Origin of the sequence: Burkholderia cenocepacia, from assembly GCF_014211915.1 — a bacterium.
Lineage (GTDB): Bacteria > Pseudomonadota > Gammaproteobacteria > Burkholderiales > Burkholderiaceae > Burkholderia > Burkholderia orbicola.
Genome location: NZ_CP060040.1, coordinates 1,389,574 through 1,408,277, shown reverse-complemented (window position 1 = coordinate 1,408,277; position 18,704 = coordinate 1,389,574). Strand labels below are relative to the sequence as shown.

The following is an 18,704-nucleotide window of genomic DNA, read 5'->3' as shown; positions in this document are numbered from 1 at the left end:
ATATGACCCCATCGCTCGAGCATCGGCATACGGCGCTTGACGTCCATTTTTTTCCGGATGTCGCCGACATTCACTGGTGAATTATTGCTGATTTATTTCTTCGTAATATGGCTCGACCGTCACGCCCGACGGCGGGCCGCGAGGTTGCGCCACCCGTGACGGACCAGGTCAACAGGGGCAGACAAATCAATGTGCGGAATCGACGGCTTTCTGAATAGCGTCGCCTTCGATGAGGAGACAGCGCGCGGCACGCTCGCGCGAATGACGGCGAGCCTCGCGCATCGCGGGCCGGACGGGCAGGGCATCTGGGTCGACCCGGATGCCGGCATCGCGCTCGGCCACCGGCGGCTCGCGATCGTCGACCTGTCGGTGCACGGCCGGCAGCCGATGGCTTCCGCGTGCGGTCGCTACGTCCTCGTCTTCAACGGCGAAATCTACAACCATCGCGAACTGCGCGCGGAGCTCGAGCGCGCAGGGCGTGCACCGGCGTGGCGCGGTCACTCCGACAGCGAGGTGCTGATCGCGGCGATCGTCGCGTGGGGCGTCGAGGCCACGTTGCGCCGCGCGACCGGCATGTTCGCGTTCGCGCTGTGGAATCGCGCGTCGCGAGTGCTGACGCTCGCGCGCGACCGGATCGGCGAGAAGCCGCTCTACTACGGGCGGATCGGCGACGCGCTCGTGTTCGCGTCCGAGCTGAAGGCGTTGCGCGGCTACCCGGGCTTCGACGGCACGGTCGATCGCGACGCGCTGTGCCTGTACCTGCGCCAGTCGAGCGTGCCCGCGCCCTACACGATCTATCGCGGCATCCGCAAGCTGCCGCCCGGCACGTACATCCAGTTCGAACATGCGCGCGACACGCCGCGCCTGCGCGCGTACTGGACGCTCGAACAGGCGATCGAGGCGGGCCGCGCGCAGCCGTTCGAGGGCAGCGCCGACGAAGCCGTCGGCCAGCTCGACACGATCCTGCGCCAGGCCGTCGCGCGGCAGATGGAGGCCGACGTGCCGCTCGGCGCGTTCCTGTCGGGCGGCATCGATTCGTCGGCGATCGTCGCGCTGATGCAGGCGCAATCGGCGACGCCGGTCGACACGTTTACGATCGGCTTTCACGAGGCCGGCTACGACGAAGCCGGTTACGCGAAGGCCGTCGCGCGCCATCTCGGCACGCGCCATACCGAGCTTTACGTGACGGCCGACCATGCGCTCGGCGTCGTGCCGAAGCTGCCGTCGATCTATGACGAGCCGTTCTCCGATGCATCGCAGATCCCGACCTTTCTCGTCTCCGAACTGACGCGCCGGCACGTGAAGGTGAGCCTGTCCGGCGACGGCGGCGACGAATTGTTCGGCGGCTATACGCGCTACTTCCTGACGCCGCGCCTGTGGCGCAAGCTGCATCGCGTGCCGGCGGCGGTGCGTGCGCGGATCGCCGCCGCGCTGCACGCGTTGCGGCCCGATCACGCGGACCAGCTCGCGGCCGTCGCGCAGGGTGCGTTCGGCGGCGGTGTGGAAGCGCGCGAATCCGCGTCGCGTATCGGCGATCGCCTGCACAAGCTCGGCCATGTGATGACGGCCGAGAGCCGCATCGGGCTGTACCGGCTGCTGATGTCGTCGGTGCATCATCCGGAGCGCCTCGCGCTGTCGGGGCAGGAGCCGCCGACGCCGCTCGACACGGTGTCCGCGTGGCCCGCGCACCTGAGCTTTGCCGAGCAGGCGATGGCGATCGACACGCTCACGTACCTGCCGACCGACATTCTCGCGAAGGTCGATCGCGCGGCGATGGCCGTGAGCCTCGAGACGCGCATGCCGTTCCTCGATCATCACGTCGTCGAATTCGCGTGGCGCGTGCCGGCGTCGGTGCGCTTGCCGGAAGGGCAGTCGAAGGCGCTGCTGCGCCGGCTGCTCGACCGGTACGTGCCGTCCGCGCTGATCGACCGGCCGAAGCAGGGCTTCTGCGCGCCCGTCGATCACTGGCTGCGCGGCGCGCTGCGCGACTGGGCCGACGCGCTACTGCGGCCGTCGCGCCTGCGCGAAGAGGGCTTCTTCGATGCGGCGGCGGTGGAGCGGCTGTGGCGCCAGCACCAGACGGGCCGGATGAACTGGCAGCACCAGCTGTGGACGGTGCTGATGTTCCAGGCGTGGCTGGAACATCAGCGGGCGGCGTGATGCGGCATGCCGCCCGCAACCGGTGCGCGCGGCGCCACGCGGCCCGCGCGCCGATATCAGCCCACGATCAACGGCGTGCCGACCGACAGACGGTTCGGATCGCGTGAAACCGACGGATTGAGCTGCAGGATCTCGTTGAACGCGCGCGTATCCTGTTCGCCGCGCGTCATCGCCTGCTGATCGGCGCGCGACACGTGCGCGGCGTCGAGCAGCGACTGGCGATGCTGGTCGGCGATGACCCACAGCGAATCGCCGGCGACGACGATGTAGGGCTGCGGCGACCCGGACGGTTGCGCGGTCGACGGCGTGGCGCTGGCCGACGGCGAAGCCGGCGCGGCAGGCGATGCACTCGACGCACTGGGCGATGCAGTCGCCGAGGCGCTTGCCGAAGGACTGGCCGACGCGCTTGCCGAAGCGCTCGGCGAAGCGCCGGGCGCGAGATTCGACTGCGACGAATTCGACTGATTCGACGAACCTGAGCCCGAGCCGAAGAACGTCGTCCACAGACTTTCGATCAGCTTGTACGCGAACGCGCCGACCGGAATCAGCACGACGGCCGTCGGGATCTTCTTGATCAGCGGCGTCGCGTTCGGGAAATGCGTGTTCAGACGCCCGCCGAGCAGCAGCGCGGTGGACACGCCGGTCGCGATCGCGAGGTCGTAATGGCCGCCGCTCCACTGCACGCCGGTGCCGAGGCCGCCGTACGCGACGGCCATGAAGTCGCTCGCCGAATCGGTGAAGCGCACGATGCGGCTGCGCTTGTCGGCATTCACGCGATGCGCGCCGATCGTGTAGACGAGGCCCGCATACGTGGCGCCGAACGCCCCGCTCGCGATGGCGGCCGAGCCGTAGGCGAGATCGAACGCCCCGTGCGCGTGCACGACGCCGCTGATGCCGACCGCGAGCGTCGCGGTCGACGTGATCGCGGCGCCCGCGCGGCCCGCGATCCCGAACAGGTGGCGCGGGTTGCCGGTATGGAGCTGCTGCAGCGACGTGCCGCCGACGGTGCCCTGCATCTGCGCGAGCACGTCCGCGGCGAGCGCCTTGATGTGGGTGGTCGCGTCGTCGAAACTCATCAGCCCGACGCGGTTCAGCTCGACATACTGCGCGGCCAGCGTCCGCGCTTCGTTCGAGATCTGCTCGAGCTGGGCGCGCCGGTTCTGGCCGTAATCGTGCGCACCCGAGCGCAATTGCCGCGACAGCGTCACTTCGAGCCGCGTGAGCACCGCCTGCGCGGCCTTCGGATCGCCGGCCTGCAGGCTGCGCACCGCACCCTGGTGCATGACCTGGAACACGCGGCCCAGGCGCGAGCCCAGCAGGAACGACGATGTCGCGCTGCCGAGCATGTCCTGCCGCAGCACGTGCGTCGCGCCGAGCGTATCGGCGATCACGAGCGCGCCGGCACCGGTGACGAGCGAGCTGAAGCCGATCGACTTCCACAGCTCCGCCTTGCGGAACGACGGCCGATGCACGCGCAGCGCGTTGATCTGCGCGAGCGCCTGCAGTTCCTCGATCATCTTGGCCTGTTTCGGGTTCGCCGCGATCTGCCGGCCGACGCTGATCGGCTTCGACGGATCGTTCTTCAGCGCTTCGCGCTCGACCACCGACTGCCAGTACGCGCGACTGTCGGGCAGCGGCCCGGCGGGATCGGCAGTCGACACGACGGTGCCGCGGGCCGGCGCGCGGCCGCCGGCTTCCGCGAGCCAGCGCTCGCCGAAGCGGCGGGCGAGTTTTTCGGTGCGCGTGGCGGGCGGATGATCGGCTGACGCCCACTGCGTCATCGCATGCTCGATCGTCGCCTTGCGCGCCTGGTTGACGAGTGCGGTCGTGTTGCGTTCGTACAGTTCGCTGCGCAGCGTCGCGAGTGCGTCGTCGGACAGCCCTTTCGACTTGCCGATGCGCGCGATCTCCGCGAACAGCACCTGCTGCTGGTTCGCGAACGCCTCGGGACTCACCGGTTCGAAGACGCGCGTGAGCGCATCGGCGCCGTGCAGTCGCGCGAACTTGCCGTGACGGTCGGTCTGGTAATAGTCGACGATCCGTTCCGCCAGCGCCCGCGTCAGGTCCTGGTTCGCGATGAAGTCGGCCCCGTGCGTGCCGTACGACAGCCCGACGTGCAGCCAGTCGATCGCCTTGCGGTCGAGCAGCGCATCGAGCAGCTCGACGTGGCCGGCGCCCGGCACCGGCTCGAGCACGGCGTCCCATCCGTGAAAGCTCAGCATCACGTTCGGCGCCGGTTCGCCCGCGTGATCGTGCGACCACGTCTCGAACGACGTCATCAGCCGCGTGTATTCGGCATAGCTGTCGTTGGTGCCGGCGATCGTACGGCGGTCGTCCGCGGAGACGAGCGGGCGGCCCGACGCCGCTTCGAGACGAAGCTGGAAGCCGTGGCGCGACGCCGCGGTGAGCCATTTGTGCAGATGCGCGATGTCGTCGAGCTCGAGCGTGCGCGTGGTGCCGTCCGGCGCCTCGCGCGTGATCGTCGCGTCGGCCTCGTTGTAGCGCGCGCCGATCGGGGACCCGAACTTGCGGGCGCGCCGGATGAACGCCGGATCGTGCTTGCCGCCGCGCGCGGCCGCGAGCGTGTGCGGATCGACCGGAATCGACACCACCGGCATCGCGCCGCCATATTGCTCGACGTAGCGCACCGCGAGCGCAGGATCGTCGCGCAGGTTGAACGCACGCGCCATCGGCGCGACGCGGTCCTGGATCTCGGCCGGCGCGCGCACGAACGCCTGGATCGCGCGCTTGTCGATCATGCGTGCCGCGCTGTGGCGCGTGGCATACGCCTGCATCCACTTCACGAAGCGGTTGTGATCGCCGCCGGGATCGGCGACCGGCCCGCGCGACGGCATGCTCGACACCTCGCGCGCAAGACCGACGGGGATGCCGAGCGCTTTCAGCATCGGTGCGTCGGCCAGGATCGTCTGCGGTTCGTCGGTCAGTGCGAGGCCGCCGGCATCGGGCTGGTTCCTGCGTGCGGCGACCGCCTTCACGCGGTCGATCGTCGGGAACCAGTCGGCCACCTTCGCGGCGCCGTAACGCATCACCCATTCCGCGACCGTGCTCGAACCCAGGCTCGGCTGGTATGGCCGCAGCGTCAGCGGCTTGGCCGCCGGCGTTTTCGGTGGCTTCTGCGGCTTCGGCGCGTTCGACGCGTTTGCCGCATTCGCGGCGCGGCGGTTGCGCCGGCCGCGCTTGCCGCGCAGCGCGTTGCGCACCCGGCCGGCAGGGCCCGTGGCGCCGCCGGCCGCCGGCTGCGCGGCTTGCTGGGCCGCGGCGAGGTCGGCCTGCGCGGCTTTCACGCGATCGATCTGGCCGGCGATCTGCGTGCGGATCCAGCGTGTCGCGAGGTCGAACTTCTGCGGCAGCGCATCGAAATACGACTTCTCGTCGAGCAGCTGCGTGAGTCGTTGCGCGAGCGCGGCTTTCTGCGTGGCGGTCGCGCGCGGATCGAACGCCTCGGGCGCGAGCGTCGACAGCAGAAAGTGCTGGTTCGCGCCGAACGGGCCGCGCCCGAGCGGCATCTCGTCGAGCGGGCGGCCCGCGTCCGGGTGGTCGCGCAATTGCTCGGCGTCGTCGTACCAGCGCGCGTTGCCGTCGTGGATCGCGATGATGCCGCGGCGCGTATGCAGCGATTCGGCAACCGGATGATCGGTCTCGTACACGTACACGTAGTGATCGCCGCGCAGTGCCTTCAGCTCCAGCGCGCGCATCAGGTGCAGCGTGTTCGCGCCGCTGAAGTCGATCGCGAGCTGCTCGCTGTCCGGGACGAGCTTCGGCGGCAGGAACGGACTGTCGGCGCCCTCGATCTCGGCGATCTTGCGGCGCACGCCGGGGTCGGCTTTCGCGAGGCCGCGCTGCACGCGCGTGCCGAGTTTCTGCATCGGCGGCTTCTCGTCGCCGAGCGCCTTGCGCATTTCCGCCGGCGCGAAGCCGCCGTAGCGCTCGACCGTGTCGTGCGTGACGTCCGTCACGACGAATCGCACGCCGCGCCGGCCGCCGGACAGGTTGCGCGCGCGTCGGCGGAACGCGGCGCCGAGATCGCGCGGCGCGATCGTCGCGTCGCCGAGCGAGGTCGACTCGTGATAGGTCCAGTCGTGCGCGGCGTTGCGCGTCGCGTAGCCGAGCACCTTGCCGGTTTCCTTGTCGATCGCGTAAAGCGTCGCGCCGTCGCCGGCCGCTTTCGCCGCTTGTTTCGGCCGGCGAAAGCGCGGCGCGTCGGCAAGCGACTGCAGCGTCGTGACGACGTCCGCGTCGGGCGTCGCGGCCGCCTGTTCGGCTTCCCAGGTGCGGCCATCGCTGCGCGCGGTGATCCGCGCGGCGCCGCCGTATTCGCGCAATTGCGCGAGCGACACGGGCGATACATAGAAGTCGACGTTCGCCCGTTCCGCGCTGCCGTTGTCCTTCAGCGCGCGATAGACCGCGTCGCGGATCGGCACGGCCGGATCGGCGGACGCCTTGTCGACGAACGTCCCGTGCTCGTCGGTGCGCATGCTCGCGACGAACGTCGGCTGCGCGTGGCGCGCGTCGATCGATGCGTCCGGCCGCGGTTCATGCTCGGCGATCAGCACGTGCGCATTCGTGCCGAACGCCTCCTTCATTTGCTCGAGCGACGCGAGTTGCGAACCGTCGATGCGGATCAGGTCGCGTTTGCCGTGCGAGGCGAGGTGATCGAGCGCATGCTGGCGGCGCGCGGCGTCCGCCGTCGCCGCGGGCACCGGCGCGTTCGACGCCGGCTGCGGCGCGGGCGCCGGCATCTCGCGCGGCACGCCGAGCGCGTGCACCGCATCGGCCTGGCTCGCGTAGTACGCGCGATAGGTCGCGTGGCCCGGCACGGACGGCGCGACGTCGCCGAAGGCGGCCGCGAGCCGGCGCAGCCCGGCTTCGTCGCCGGGCATCACGTGATCGGCTTCGCGCGCGATCGCATCGGGCAGGCGGGCGTCCCTCGCGATGTCGATGCCGCCATCGTCAAGGATTTCGCGGCGCACCGCGAACGCGTTCGCCTGTGCGCGCGCTTCGGCCATCAGCGCGCTGTCGGCAAGCGCCTGCGGCGACGAACGGTCGAGCGCGAGGCGGCGGGTGATCGTCTCGACCGCGTGCTGCGCTTCGTGCGCGAGCGTGTAGACGAGCGTGCCGGCGCCGTGGAACTGCCCGTCGAGCACGATCCGCTGCTTCGCGGTATCGATCCGGCTGCCGCGCCCGGGCCGGCCCACCACGATTTTCCAGCCGGCCTCGCCGGCCAGCGCGACCTGCTGGCGCAACAGGCTCGAGCGGTCGACCAGCGCATGGGCGGCCTTGGGCAGCGGCGCGCCGCCGAACCGCATCCGGACGCGCGTGATGACGGACGGCTTCTGCACGAATGCGTCGGGCGGCAAGTGCTCGGTGATGCCCGGATGCGCGAGCTCGATCGCGCCGCGCGCGATGCCGTCCTCGAGCATCACGCGCAGCGTGCCGATCTCGCGGACGATGCCTTCCACGTTCAGCTTCGGCGCATCGGTCATGACCGTCGACGGATCGCTCAGGTAGAAGTCGCCGTGCGCGTCGAACACGCCTTCGAAGTCGTAGTACAGACGGTGCTGCGCGGTGATGTCGCGCGCGCGGTCGAGCTGCGCGAATGCGTCGCGGGTGACGCGCGACGGCAGCATGCCGGCCATCACGTCGTGGCTGCTCAGCGACGCGAACGGCGCGTACATCACGGCCACGCGATCGAATGCCGCGAACGGGCCGCCGACCGTGAGCGTGCGCAGTCCGTGCGCGCGCAGCGCCGCGAGGCCTTCCTGTTCGAGGCGGATCGATTCGATGTGACCGAGAATCGCGCGATTGTCCGTGCCCTCGTAGAGGCCGATCGCATTGCGGCGGCCCAGTTCGAACACGGTCTTCTCGATGCCGGCGCCGGTCGCCGCGCCGGTGAAGCGCTCGACCGGCACACGCGCGGCCGGATCGCCGCTCACGTGGACGCCGTTGCCGTCCACGTCGAGCGCGCCCAGGTCCGGGCGCTGGTGCGGTGCCGGATCGTAGCGCAGCCACGCGTTGGTATGGCCGAGCCGCGCCTCGGCGCCGAGCCCGACCGCGATCGTCGGCGGCGCGTAGACGGGGCGCTGCCACACGTTCGCGAGCCAGGCGGCGGCGTCGCGGCCGTTGCGTGCCGACAGAATCACCGACGAGCCGGGCAGGCCGAGCACCGAGCGGTGCGCGAGCGTGACCTCGACCGGCGTGTACGGACGGCCCTCCGGATCGACGAGACGGCCTTGTGCGTCGGTGACGCCATGCACGATCACGATGCGGCCGTCGCGGTCGTAGGACAGCGGGCCCGAGCGGTCCAGCGTCAACGCGTCGACGCCGGCCACCGGCTTGCCGTCGAACGGCGATGCCTTCACCGGCCGTGCGCGCGACCATGCCGTTTCTTCGGCGAGCGTCGCGGCCGTCTCGCGCGGCGCCGGCATCGTGACGCCGGTGTGCCGCGCGGCCTGCGCGTGACGCCGATACAGCTCGCCGTAGGTCACGCCGCCGTCGAGCGACGTCGGACTGTGCTCGAACGCGTCGGCGAGACGCGCGAGCGAGGCGGCGTCCCCGGCCCGCGCGCGGCCGTATTCGTTGGCGATCGCGTCGGGCAGCGCGACGTGGCGGCCGATGTCGATGCCGAGGTTCGCGCGGATCTCGTCGCGCACCGCGAATGCGTTGACCTGCGCGCGCGCCTCGGCGAGCAGCGCGCTGCGCACGTAGCGCTGCGTCGAGCCGTAGTCGAGCCCGAGCGTGCCGGTCGCGGCCTCGAGCGCATGGCGGGCTTCGTGCGCGAGCACGTAGACCATCGATCCGGTCGACTGCAGTCCGCCGTCGATCGTGACGCGCCGCCGTCGCGTGTCGATCTTGCTGCCGGCGCCGGGCTTGCCGCGCACGACTTTCCAGCCTGCGTCGGCGCCGAGCCGAAGCTGCTGCGACAGCAGGCTCGATGCGTCGATCAGGCGGTACGCTTCCTTCGGCAGCGGCGCGCCGCCAAAGCGCATCCGCACGCGCGTGATGACCGACGGCTTTTGCACGAACGCATCGGGCGGCGGCGTTTCGGCGAGTCGCGGATGCGCGAGTTCGACGTTGCCGCGCTCGAGGCCTTGCGTCAGCGCGCGCTCGATCACCGCGAGCCGCTGCAGCGTGGTGAAATGCTCGCCCGCACCCATGCCGATCGCACCGGGGTCGCTCAGCAGGAAGTCGCCGCCGCGCGTGAAGAGGCCTTGCAGGTCGAAGCCGATGCCCGTGCGTTCGACGACTTCGCGAATCTGCCGGAGGTGCTCGAGCGCCGCGCGCGACACCACGCGCGGCAGCGCGCCCGTCTCGAAGCCGAAGCTGTGGAACACGCCGAGCGGCCGGTACAGCACGGCGACGCGGTTCAGCGCGGAGAACGGGCCGTCCATCGTCACGGTCTTCAGCCCGTACGACGCGAGATCGTCGAGTGCGATGCTCTCGTCGATCGCCGCCTCGATCTGGCGCGCTTCCGACGTATGCGGGCCGTTGTCGTAAACCGCGAGCGCGGCATCGTGGCCGAGCGCGAACACGGTTTTTTCGGCGCCGGCGCCGAGCAGCTCGCCGACGTGACGCTCGACGTCGATCCGCGCGGCCGGATTGCTTTCGAGGTGCACGCCCTCGGCGTCGGCCGCCAGTTGCCCGAGATCGTGCGGTGCCGCGGGCGCCGGGTCGTAGCGGCGGAACACGCCGGTGTCGAGCAGCGCCGCGCGTTCGCCGACCGCGCGCGGGGGCGGCGCGTACACCGGCCGCTGCCACAGATTCGCGAGCCCGGCGGCAGCCGCCTCGCCGCCGTGCTTCGCGGACAGCACGATCGAATAGCCATCCTTGACCAGGAACGACGGCGCCTGGTCGAGCGCGTATTCGTGCACGCCGGCCGGTTGCCCGCCCGCGAGCAGCGTGCCGTCCGGCAACGTGTCGGCGTGCAGCATCAGCACGCCTTCGTCCTCCAGCATCGTGAAGTGGCGGCTGCGTGCCGCCTGCAGGTCGGCCGCCGCGGGCACGGGCCCGTCGCCGAACGGCGACGCATATTCGGCATGCGCGCGGCTCCATGCCACGCGTTCATCGAAGCTGCGCACGCCGTGCGGTGCGCCGCCGGTCTCGTGCGTCTGCGGCGCGGGCATCCGGCGCGGGATGCCGCCGCGGCGTTTCTGGCGCGACCACACGTCGTCGTAGAAGTCGCGGTAGGTTTCGCCGTCGCGGCCCGACACGGGCGCATCCGCGAACGCGTCGACGAGGCGTCCGACCGTGCCCGCATAGTCGTGCGACGGCGCGCGCCATGCGGCGCCTTCGCGCTCGATCGCATCCGGCAGGCGGACGTGCGCGGCAATGTCGCCGCCGCCCGCGAGCTCGATTTCGTAGCGTGCCTCGAACGCGTTGATCTGCGCGCGCGCCTCGGCTTCGAGCGCCTTGCGCGTGAAGCGGCTGCGGTTGCCGTAGTCGAGGTTCAGCACGCCGGCCATCGCCTCGACCGCGTGGCGCGCTTCGTGCGCGAGCGTATACGTGATGCTGCCCGGATGCTGGAGCGCGCCGTCGATCGTCACGCGGCGCTTGCGCGGATCGATGCGGCTGCCGCCGCCGCGCTTGCCGAGCGTCACGCGCCAGCCGGCGTCCTGCAGCATGCGCAGTTGCGTGGCGAGCGTGCCCGACTGCATCGCGAGTGCCTGCGCGGCTTCGGGCAGCGCCGCGCCGCCGAAGCGCATCTGCATTCGGGTGACCCAGCCCGGCTTCGCGGCGCCGGGGTCGGGCGGGGCGGTCTCGGTCGTTTCCGGGTGCGCGGCGGCGAGGCCGATGTCGTCGTTCGCCGCGATGCGGCGCTCGCCGCCCGCTGGCGCGCGGGCGGCCCGGCCGTGCGCGTCGTCGGTCGCGCGCGTGCCGCGGTCGGCCGCGGCCGTGTCGCGTTCCGCCATCCGCTCGGGCGCGCCGGCGCGTTCCGGCTTGACGAGCACGAGCACGCGGTTCGGCGCGCTGAACACGCCATCGAGCGCGCTGAGCGGCTCGGGCGGTGCGGCCGGCCGCGGCATCGCCGGGTCGTTCGGGCCGCGCTTGCCGGCCAGCACGATCACCGTGTCGTCGGCGGCCGGGCGTGGCGCGGCCTGCGGCGTTTCGTCGGGCGCGATGCCGTCCGGCAGGCCGGTTTCATGGGCCGCCGCGACCGTCTCCGGCGCGGGATCGAAGCGCAGCACGCGCGCGCCCGCGCGCAGCTGGCCGTCCGCACCGAATGCGTCGGGCGCGGCCGCGTAGACGGGTTTCTGCCAGCGGTTCGCGAGCTCGGGTGCGAGCGCGGCGTCCTGTTCGCCGGCGACGACGATCACCGGTTCATCGAGATCCTGCGGGCGCGGCGACGACGGCCGCGCACCCGGCGCGTCGGGTGTCGCGCCGCTGCGCACCACGTAGACCGTGCGATCGCCGACGTCCATCGGCTCGGCGCTCGGCCCGCGCGGCACGGCGATGCCGGCCGGATCGGACGTCGCCGCGCGCGCGACGGGCGCGTCGTCCGTCAGATCGACGACCTTCGCGTTGACGCGCGGCGGTGCGCCGTCCGGCTTCGCCCGCGTGCCCGGGCCGGCCGGCTCGTCGGCCGCGACGGGCCGCCAGCGCATCGATTGCGTGTCGGCGCTGCGCCGGTTGGCGCTCGCGGTCGTGCTGCGTTCGGCATCGGTTTCGTCGCGCTGCTGCTGCACGCGGGCGTGTTCCTCGCTGGTGCGGCGCGTGCTGCGCGCGTCGGCGGACACGCTCGCGGCTTCGCCTTCGGCCGCCGTCTGCGCGAGGCGGCGCGGCGCCTGCGCGCCGGCGACCGTCTGCCGGTAGGCGTCGCTCGCCTGGTCGAGCACGTGTTGCAGCACGTCGAGCGGCGTCTTCGCGACGATTTTCGGCGTCACGCTCATCTCGCCGTCGGGGCCGAACGACATGCGTTCGCCGGTGCCGGTCACGTCGTCCGCACGCGTGCCATTGGTCCAGGCCTTCGGCGACACCGATACGACGGACAGCGTGCCGTCTTCGCCGAGCACCACCGATTTGCCCGGCGGCAGGCGCTTTGCGGACGCGCGGTCGAGCACGCGAATCGGCGTGTTCTCGTAGGTCAGCACCTTGTCGCCCACCCGCAGCGTGCCGTCGGGCGACACCTTGACGGCTTCGCCGTCGAGCGTCACGCGCGTGCGGCCGGCCGCGAGCGACGACGCGTCGCCGCTGTTGAGAATCCGGCCGATCGTCTGGCTGTCGACGCTGACGGTCTTGCCGTCGGCCCCGCGGATCGGCACCGGCTGGCCGATGCGCGTGCGCACCGACGTCACCGCGCGCTCCTTGAGGCCGCCGGCGGCCATCAACGCGACGTTGGTGATCCCGGACTTGAGCTGCTCGCCGGCCGCCTTCTTGTCGCCGGTGACGAAATACTCGTAGCCCGCTTCGCCGAACGCCTCGACCGCGCCGCCCACGCCCGTCACGACCGCGGTGGTCCGCGCGCCGGTGGCGAGCACCGACGCGACCTTCGGCGTGCGCGTGAGCGCCGTGACCGCGCGCGTGAACAGCTTGCTGCCGGCGAGCTTCGCGGCGCCCGCCGCGCCCATCGGCACGAGGTTGATGAAGTCGGCCCGCGCGCCCGCGTCGGTAAACGGATTGAGACTGCGCCCGTGGTCGGCGCGGTTGGCCAGGTCGAGGCCGGCGCTCGTCATCGTGGCGCCGATCGCCGTGTACATCATCCCCGCGCCGAGGATGTTCAGCGGCACGCCGACGATCGCGCCGATGCCGGTGCCGTCGAGCAGCGTGCCGAGACCTTCGAGCGCCATCCCGCCGACCATCATGCCGATGTTCAGGCCCGTGCTCGTCAGCGTGTTCAGAAAACTGTCGAAGCCGCTTTCGTGATGCGCGGCCTTCGATACCAGTTGCAGCGTGCCGTCCGCGTTGTGGCCGGTCGCGATGTCGACCGTGCCGTCCGTCGACAGTTCGTTGTTGTCGATGTAATCGTTGATGTCGTCGTAGTTGCTCGCCGTCTCGTCGACGTACTGCGTGCCGTCCTTGCCGCTGACCTTGAACAGCGCGCTGGTGGTCATGCCGGCATCCTTGGCCGCGTAGACCATCGGCAACACGCTGACCTGCGTCGTCGCGCCGCCGCCGATCGACAGCAGCTTGTCGCGCACGCTGTCGATCGTCTTCAGCTTGTCCTTGTCGGTGTAGCGCGCGCCGTCGTCCTTCGTCGGCGATACGGGGTCCGAACCGTCGCCCGACGCCGCGTCGTTCTGGACGTCGGGTTGCATGCCGAGCGCGACGCCGATCAGGTTGCGCTGCTCGTTGTCGGTCAGCTTGCCGAACGCGATCGTGCCGCCGTTGTTCGTGCTCGCGCTGGCCGCGTCGAGCAGAGAATTCGACAACTCGCCGCGATGCGCTTCGTAGAAATCGTGCAGCGCCTTCTTGTAGTCGTTCTCGGCGTCCGAACCGGGCGCTGCATAGCGCAGCCGTTCGTCGAGGCCGGCGTCGAACCGGTCCATCAGCACCTGCTGGTGCGACGTTTCGCTCAGCAACTGCAGGCGCTGCACCGCGTTGTCGGCCTGCGTGACGGCCGCCTTCGCCTTGTCGAGCTCGCCCTGATACAGGTTCGGACGCGGCGCCGACGGCGCCGGGATCATGTCGTCGCCCGCGACGGTGCGAAAGCGCATCGGCGGCGGATTCGCGGCTGCCCAGTCGTCGTATTTTTTCTGTACCGACTCGAGCGTGCTCTTCGCCTGCGTCTGTTTGATGCGTGCCTGCGACAGCGCGAGCTGGGTCGCGCGCTCGTTCACCGAATCCGACATCCGGCTGTCGGCCGCGCGGACCGCGCCCGCGACGGTCTGCATGCGCTTCACGTCGAGCATCGTCGGGCCGGCCTGCGCGGCGGACGGGCCCGACGATTGCGGCAGCAGGAACGGGCTGTCGAGCAGCGGCGACGCGGGCAGCGACGACGCGCCGCTGGACCCGGGCAACGTCGGCGCCGCCAGCGGCGACGCGCTCGGCAGCGTCGGCGTGCCGGTGGGGGCGGCCGGCGTCGCAGTCGACAACGACGATGCGGGCAGGCCCGGCAGGCCGTTCGCGGTCGACAGCGACGGCGTCAGCAGCGGCGGTTGACGCCCCGGTTTCGTGAAGATCGATTGCGCGTTCACCTGCGCCTTGATCTGCGAGGCCTGATCGTCGTACTGCTGCGCGAGCGTCGCGCCGTACGCGACGACGAAGCCGTCGTGCGCGATGCTCGCCTGCTGCTTCGCCTGATCGAGCTTCGCATACGCATCGCCGAGGTCCAGATCGACCTGCGGGTCCTTGATCATCGCGTGCGGATTGGCCTTGTGCCACGCGTTGGATGCGTCCAGCTTCTTCGTATAGTCGGCCTGCAACGTGTCGACCTGCCGCTGCGCGGACAGCATCTGCAGATAGCCGCCGCTCGTGTTCGCGGTCGTCTGCGCGCGGGCGAGCGCGGTCTTCGCGTCCGACACTGCGTTCGCGACGACCACCGTCGGCCCTTCCTTGCCGCTGACCGAATCGTAGCGCTGCTGCGCGTTCGTGAGCGCCAGGCTGTCGTTGGCCGCGCCGTACGCGGCGTTCGCATAGTTCGCATCCTTCGCGGCGGACGTGACGGCCTGCTGCGCGGCATCCTGCGAAGCGGGCGCATCGGGCATCGTGACCTGCAGCTCCAGCGGCTGCAGCGCGTCGTTCAGCCGCCCGACGCCCGCGTCGAGCGCGGCCTTGTAGTCCGGATCGGCGAGGTACGACTGGAACTGCGTATACGCGAGGTTGGAATTCGCGACGTCCGCGAAATATTTCGACGCACCCACGGCCGCCTTCGCGCTCGCGGTCTGCCAGTCGTCGTAGAGCCGGATCTGCAGCGGGTTCTTGCAGTCGCCCGGCTGCGGCACCCAGTCGGGATCGTTCGCATGATCGGGGAAGGCGTCCAGCAGCGTCTTGAACTGCTGGTCGGCCGCGTGCTGCGCGTCGCCGGGGTCGGTCACCTTGCCGGAATCGTCGATCTTCATCCCGGCCGGCATGTCGGCATTCGCCTGTTCGCCGTACAGGATCATGTAGCCGGCGTCGGTCGTCACGTTCAGCTCGCGCTGCGCGGTGTCGGCCGTCGTGCGCGCCTTCGCGTAGTCGGCCTGCGCGGTCTTGCGGTCGTCGGCCGTCGACTCGGGATCGCGGTTGACCAGATGCAGCACGTTCTGCGCGCCTTGCAGCGTCTGCGACGCGTTGTCGTACTTCGTCTGCGCGTCCTGGATCGCTTTCTGTACCGCGCGCGTCTTGTCGTTCTCGACGGTGATGTCGGGCGGCGGCGCCGTATATTGCGCGGCCATGCTCTGGATCAGCGACGTCGCGGACTGGATCTCGGCGTTGGTCGGCTTCGACGGATCGGTGGCCAGCGAGGCGGTGACGGGAATCGGCGGGGTGGCGGTCGGGTTCGCGGGTCCGGCGGCCGGGTCGTCCTTCTTCGGCGGCGGAGGAGGCGGGGGCGGCGGTGCAACGACCGGATTCAGCGTTTCCGACAGGAAGCGCTGCCAGTTGACACCCAGTCCCAGTCCGTCGATCAACAGCATGCTCGTCTCCGTTGAGCCGCGCGATGCGCGGCACGTGCGGCGTCCTGCACGCCGCGACGTGATCGTTCGAGTGTACGGACGCACCCGGCAGCGGGAACGCCGCTGTTTCGTAGCGGCAGGAAGCGGCCGGCGCCCCGGCGTCGCGCGGGCTACGAGACGCGCGCGGCGAGCGGCAGCCACGCCGCGCGTCGTCGTTCGGACCCCTGAAAGCGGCGCGGGCGCGCACGCCCGGCGCCGCGCGCGATCATGCGGTCACTGATCGAGACACCGCACGCAGAGCCGCTTCGCCTGGTTCGCCGGCAGCCCGCGGCACATCATCACGACCGGGCGCGCATGGCACGACGGTGCGTCGGCGGAAGCGGCCGGCAACGGCAGCCTGCGCGCGCGATCGGGCGGCGTGGTTGCGACCGCGTCCATGCGTCGCTGCCGCGCCGGCGGCGTGTCGCTCACGACGGGAATCGGTTCGACGCCGCCTTCGCGCGCATTGCGCTGCGCGCTCGCGACGACGCGGCTCACGTAGCCGCTCGAAAAACCGGTCGTGAAGTTGCCGCTGTAGTAGCACGACAGCGCCGCGCGCAACGCGGCCTGCGTGGCGCGGCCGGTGCCCGACGAGCGCGCGAAGCATTCGGTCAGGATCGCGCCGCCGGCCTGCAGGTTGCGGCATGGCTCGAACATCGTCGCTTCGTCGAGCCCGTATTTCGCGAAATTGCGTTCGTTGACCTGCGCGAGGCCGACGCTGTAGCTGAAGCCGCGCGACGACAGTTCGCGTGCGGTCGCGCGCGCCTCGTCGAGCGAGGCGGGCTGGCGCGTCAGGTGGCCGCCGACCACGCCGATCGCATAGGGATTGAAGCCCGACTCGGTACGTACGAGCGCGGCGAGCGTATCGGGGTCGACGTTCGGCGCGCACGCGCGAGCGAGTTGCGCGAAACCGGCGGCGCTGCCGGCCGCATGCGCGACGCCATGCTGTCCGCATGCGAGCACGAGCGCGACGAGCGCGGCAACGCACGCGGCGGCGGTTCGCAGGGCGCATGCGCGCATCATCCGGCTCCGGCGACCCGATACGACAGCACGAGCCCGTGCACGAGCAGCGACCAGCCGTCGAGCGCGACGAACAGCAGCAGCTTGAACGGCACCGAGATCGTCGTCGGCGAGATCATCTGCATCCCGAGCGCCAGCAGGATGTTCGCGACCAGCAGGTCGACGACGATGAACACGATGTAGATCACGAAGCCGATCTGGAACGCCTTCGTCAGCTCGGCGAGCGTGAAGCTCGGCACCAGCACGAGCAAATCGTCGTCCTTGATGCCGTCCGCACGGTTCTTCGGCCAGACCGACGTCGCGGTGCGCACGAAGAATTCGCGGTCACGCTGGCGCGTATGCGACACGAGGAAATCCTTGATCGGCGGCAGCGCCGCGTCGGCGAGCGCACCGATGTCCGAGGTCGACAACTGCCCCGACGCATCGAAGTGGCGCGCCTGCAGCGCGTCGCGGATCGACATCCCGACGGGCGCCATGATGAACAGCGACAGGATCAGCGCGATGCCGTTCAGCACGAGGTTCGGCGGTACCTGCTGGATGCCGAGCGCGGAGCGCAGCAGGCCGAGCACGACCACGAGTTTCGTGTAGCTCGTCACCATCAGCGCCGCGAACGGCGCGATGCCGAGCGCGGCGATCACCGCGATCAGCGCGACCGGATTCGGCAGGTTGCCCATCGTTCAGCGCTCGCGCGGCGCGGGTTGCGTCAGCGTGACGACGCGCACGCCGAGCTTCTGGCCGACCGCGATCAGATGGCCGGTGCCGATCAGCATCCCGTTCGCGACGAGATGGATCACGCTCTGGTTGATTCCCTGTTGCAGCTCGATTACGGCGCCCGGCTGCAGCGCGCTCAGCTCGCCGAGCGGCATCGACGTGGGCGGCAGCTCGAAGCGCAGGTCGACCGCGAGGCCGTCGAGCGAGCGCGGTGCGTCGGCGGGCGGCGCGTCGTGCGTCGTCGGCGGCGTGGAGTCGGTGCGGGTCGGTTCCAATGGCATCTCCCTGATTCGTTCGACGGTCAGTCGGTTGCCCGACGGCCGTCCGGTGATCTCCCATGCCGGCGCGGCCGGCAGCCGCGCGACGCACAGCAGGTTCTGCTCGTGCGCCTGCCAGCGCTCGATCGCGATGATGTCGCCGCCGACCACATCGGCCAGCTCGGCCGTCGTCAGCTCGGTGCGGCCGATCTCGAATACGAGCGGCACCGGCAGGTTCGCGTAGGCCGCGCGCGCGTCGGCGAGCGGGGCCGGCGCGGCCGCGAAGAACACGGCCAGCGCATCCGGCGCGTCGAACAGCAGTGCGCCGTGGCAGCGCCACGCGGCGTCGGCGCGCCGCAACTCGAACCGCAGCGCGGCCGGCGCCGCATGCCAGGCCGGCGCGCCGTCGGGCGGCGGCAGTAGTTCGACGCGCTGCCGCGTCGCGGCCTGCAGCACGGTCGTGAGCGGCGCGCACAGATCGGCGAGCAGCGCCGCGCGGATCACGGCGGGCACCGCCGGGTCGGCCGCATCGCCCAGCCATTCGGCTTCCGCGATCGGGTCGATCCACAGCGTGCCGGCGGCCGGGCCGACGACGACGCGGTATGCGTGCGCATCGGCGGCCGGCTCGGCGTCGACGCGCCAGCGCACCTCGTACGCCTGTTCGCCGAGCGTGACCGGGACGGCGCCGGTCGCGCCGTACGCATGCGACAGCCCGCGCGCGGCGGCGGCGGACAGGCGCGGCAGGTAGGGCGACGCGTCGAGCGCGACCGCGGCCGGCGCGGCGGCGGGCGGCGGGGAAGCAGCGGGCAGGGCCCGGTTCGCGGCGTCGCCGGCGTCGGCATTCGTCAGGAACAGCGCAGGCACGGCGGGATCGGGGCGGATTCGGCGTTGGTTCGACGGGTTGTTCTGGGGCCGGCGGCGCCGAGGGGCGCGCGGCTGCTGCGTCGATTGTAGGGACGGCGCCGGGCGC

General features: G+C 71.0%; 5 protein-coding genes. 1 reads left to right on the top strand and 4 read right to left on the bottom strand.

Annotated features, from left to right (window positions below; translation table 11 throughout):
• Positions 1-189 precede the first annotated feature (189 nt).
• Positions 190-2,160 (top strand): asparagine synthase (glutamine-hydrolyzing), encoded by a 1,971-nt coding sequence (asnB, locus tag SY91_RS22760; protein WP_006480863.1) that lies wholly within the window; start codon positions 190-192, stop codon positions 2,158-2,160.
• Positions 2,161-2,216: 56 nt separating this feature from the next.
• On the opposite strand, the gene SY91_RS22755 is transcribed toward asnB, so the two are convergent.
• From SY91_RS22755 to sctQ, 4 genes are all read right to left on the bottom strand, one after another.
• Positions 2,217-15,728 (bottom strand): LWXIA domain-containing protein, encoded by a 13,512-nt coding sequence (locus SY91_RS22755; RefSeq protein ID WP_185921395.1) that lies wholly within the window; start codon positions 15,726-15,728, stop codon positions 2,217-2,219.
• A 252-nt stretch (positions 15,729-15,980) separates the two neighbouring features.
• Complete coding sequence (locus SY91_RS22750) at positions 15,981-16,766, bottom strand: lytic transglycosylase domain-containing protein (protein WP_043887770.1); 786 nt, start codon at positions 16,764-16,766, stop codon at positions 15,981-15,983.
• Positions 16,766-17,440, bottom strand: coding sequence for a type III secretion system export apparatus subunit SctR (sctR, locus tag SY91_RS22745; RefSeq protein ID WP_006480865.1), 675 nt, complete (start codon positions 17,438-17,440; stop codon positions 16,766-16,768). The genes SY91_RS22750 and sctR overlap by 1 nt, the downstream gene beginning before the upstream one ends.
• A 3-nt stretch (positions 17,441-17,443) precedes the next feature.
• Positions 17,444-18,598, bottom strand: a complete 1,155-nt coding sequence (sctQ, locus tag SY91_RS22740) for a type III secretion system cytoplasmic ring protein SctQ (RefSeq protein WP_185921394.1) — start codon at positions 18,596-18,598, stop codon at positions 17,444-17,446.
• Between the last annotated feature and the right edge of the window lie 106 nt (positions 18,599-18,704).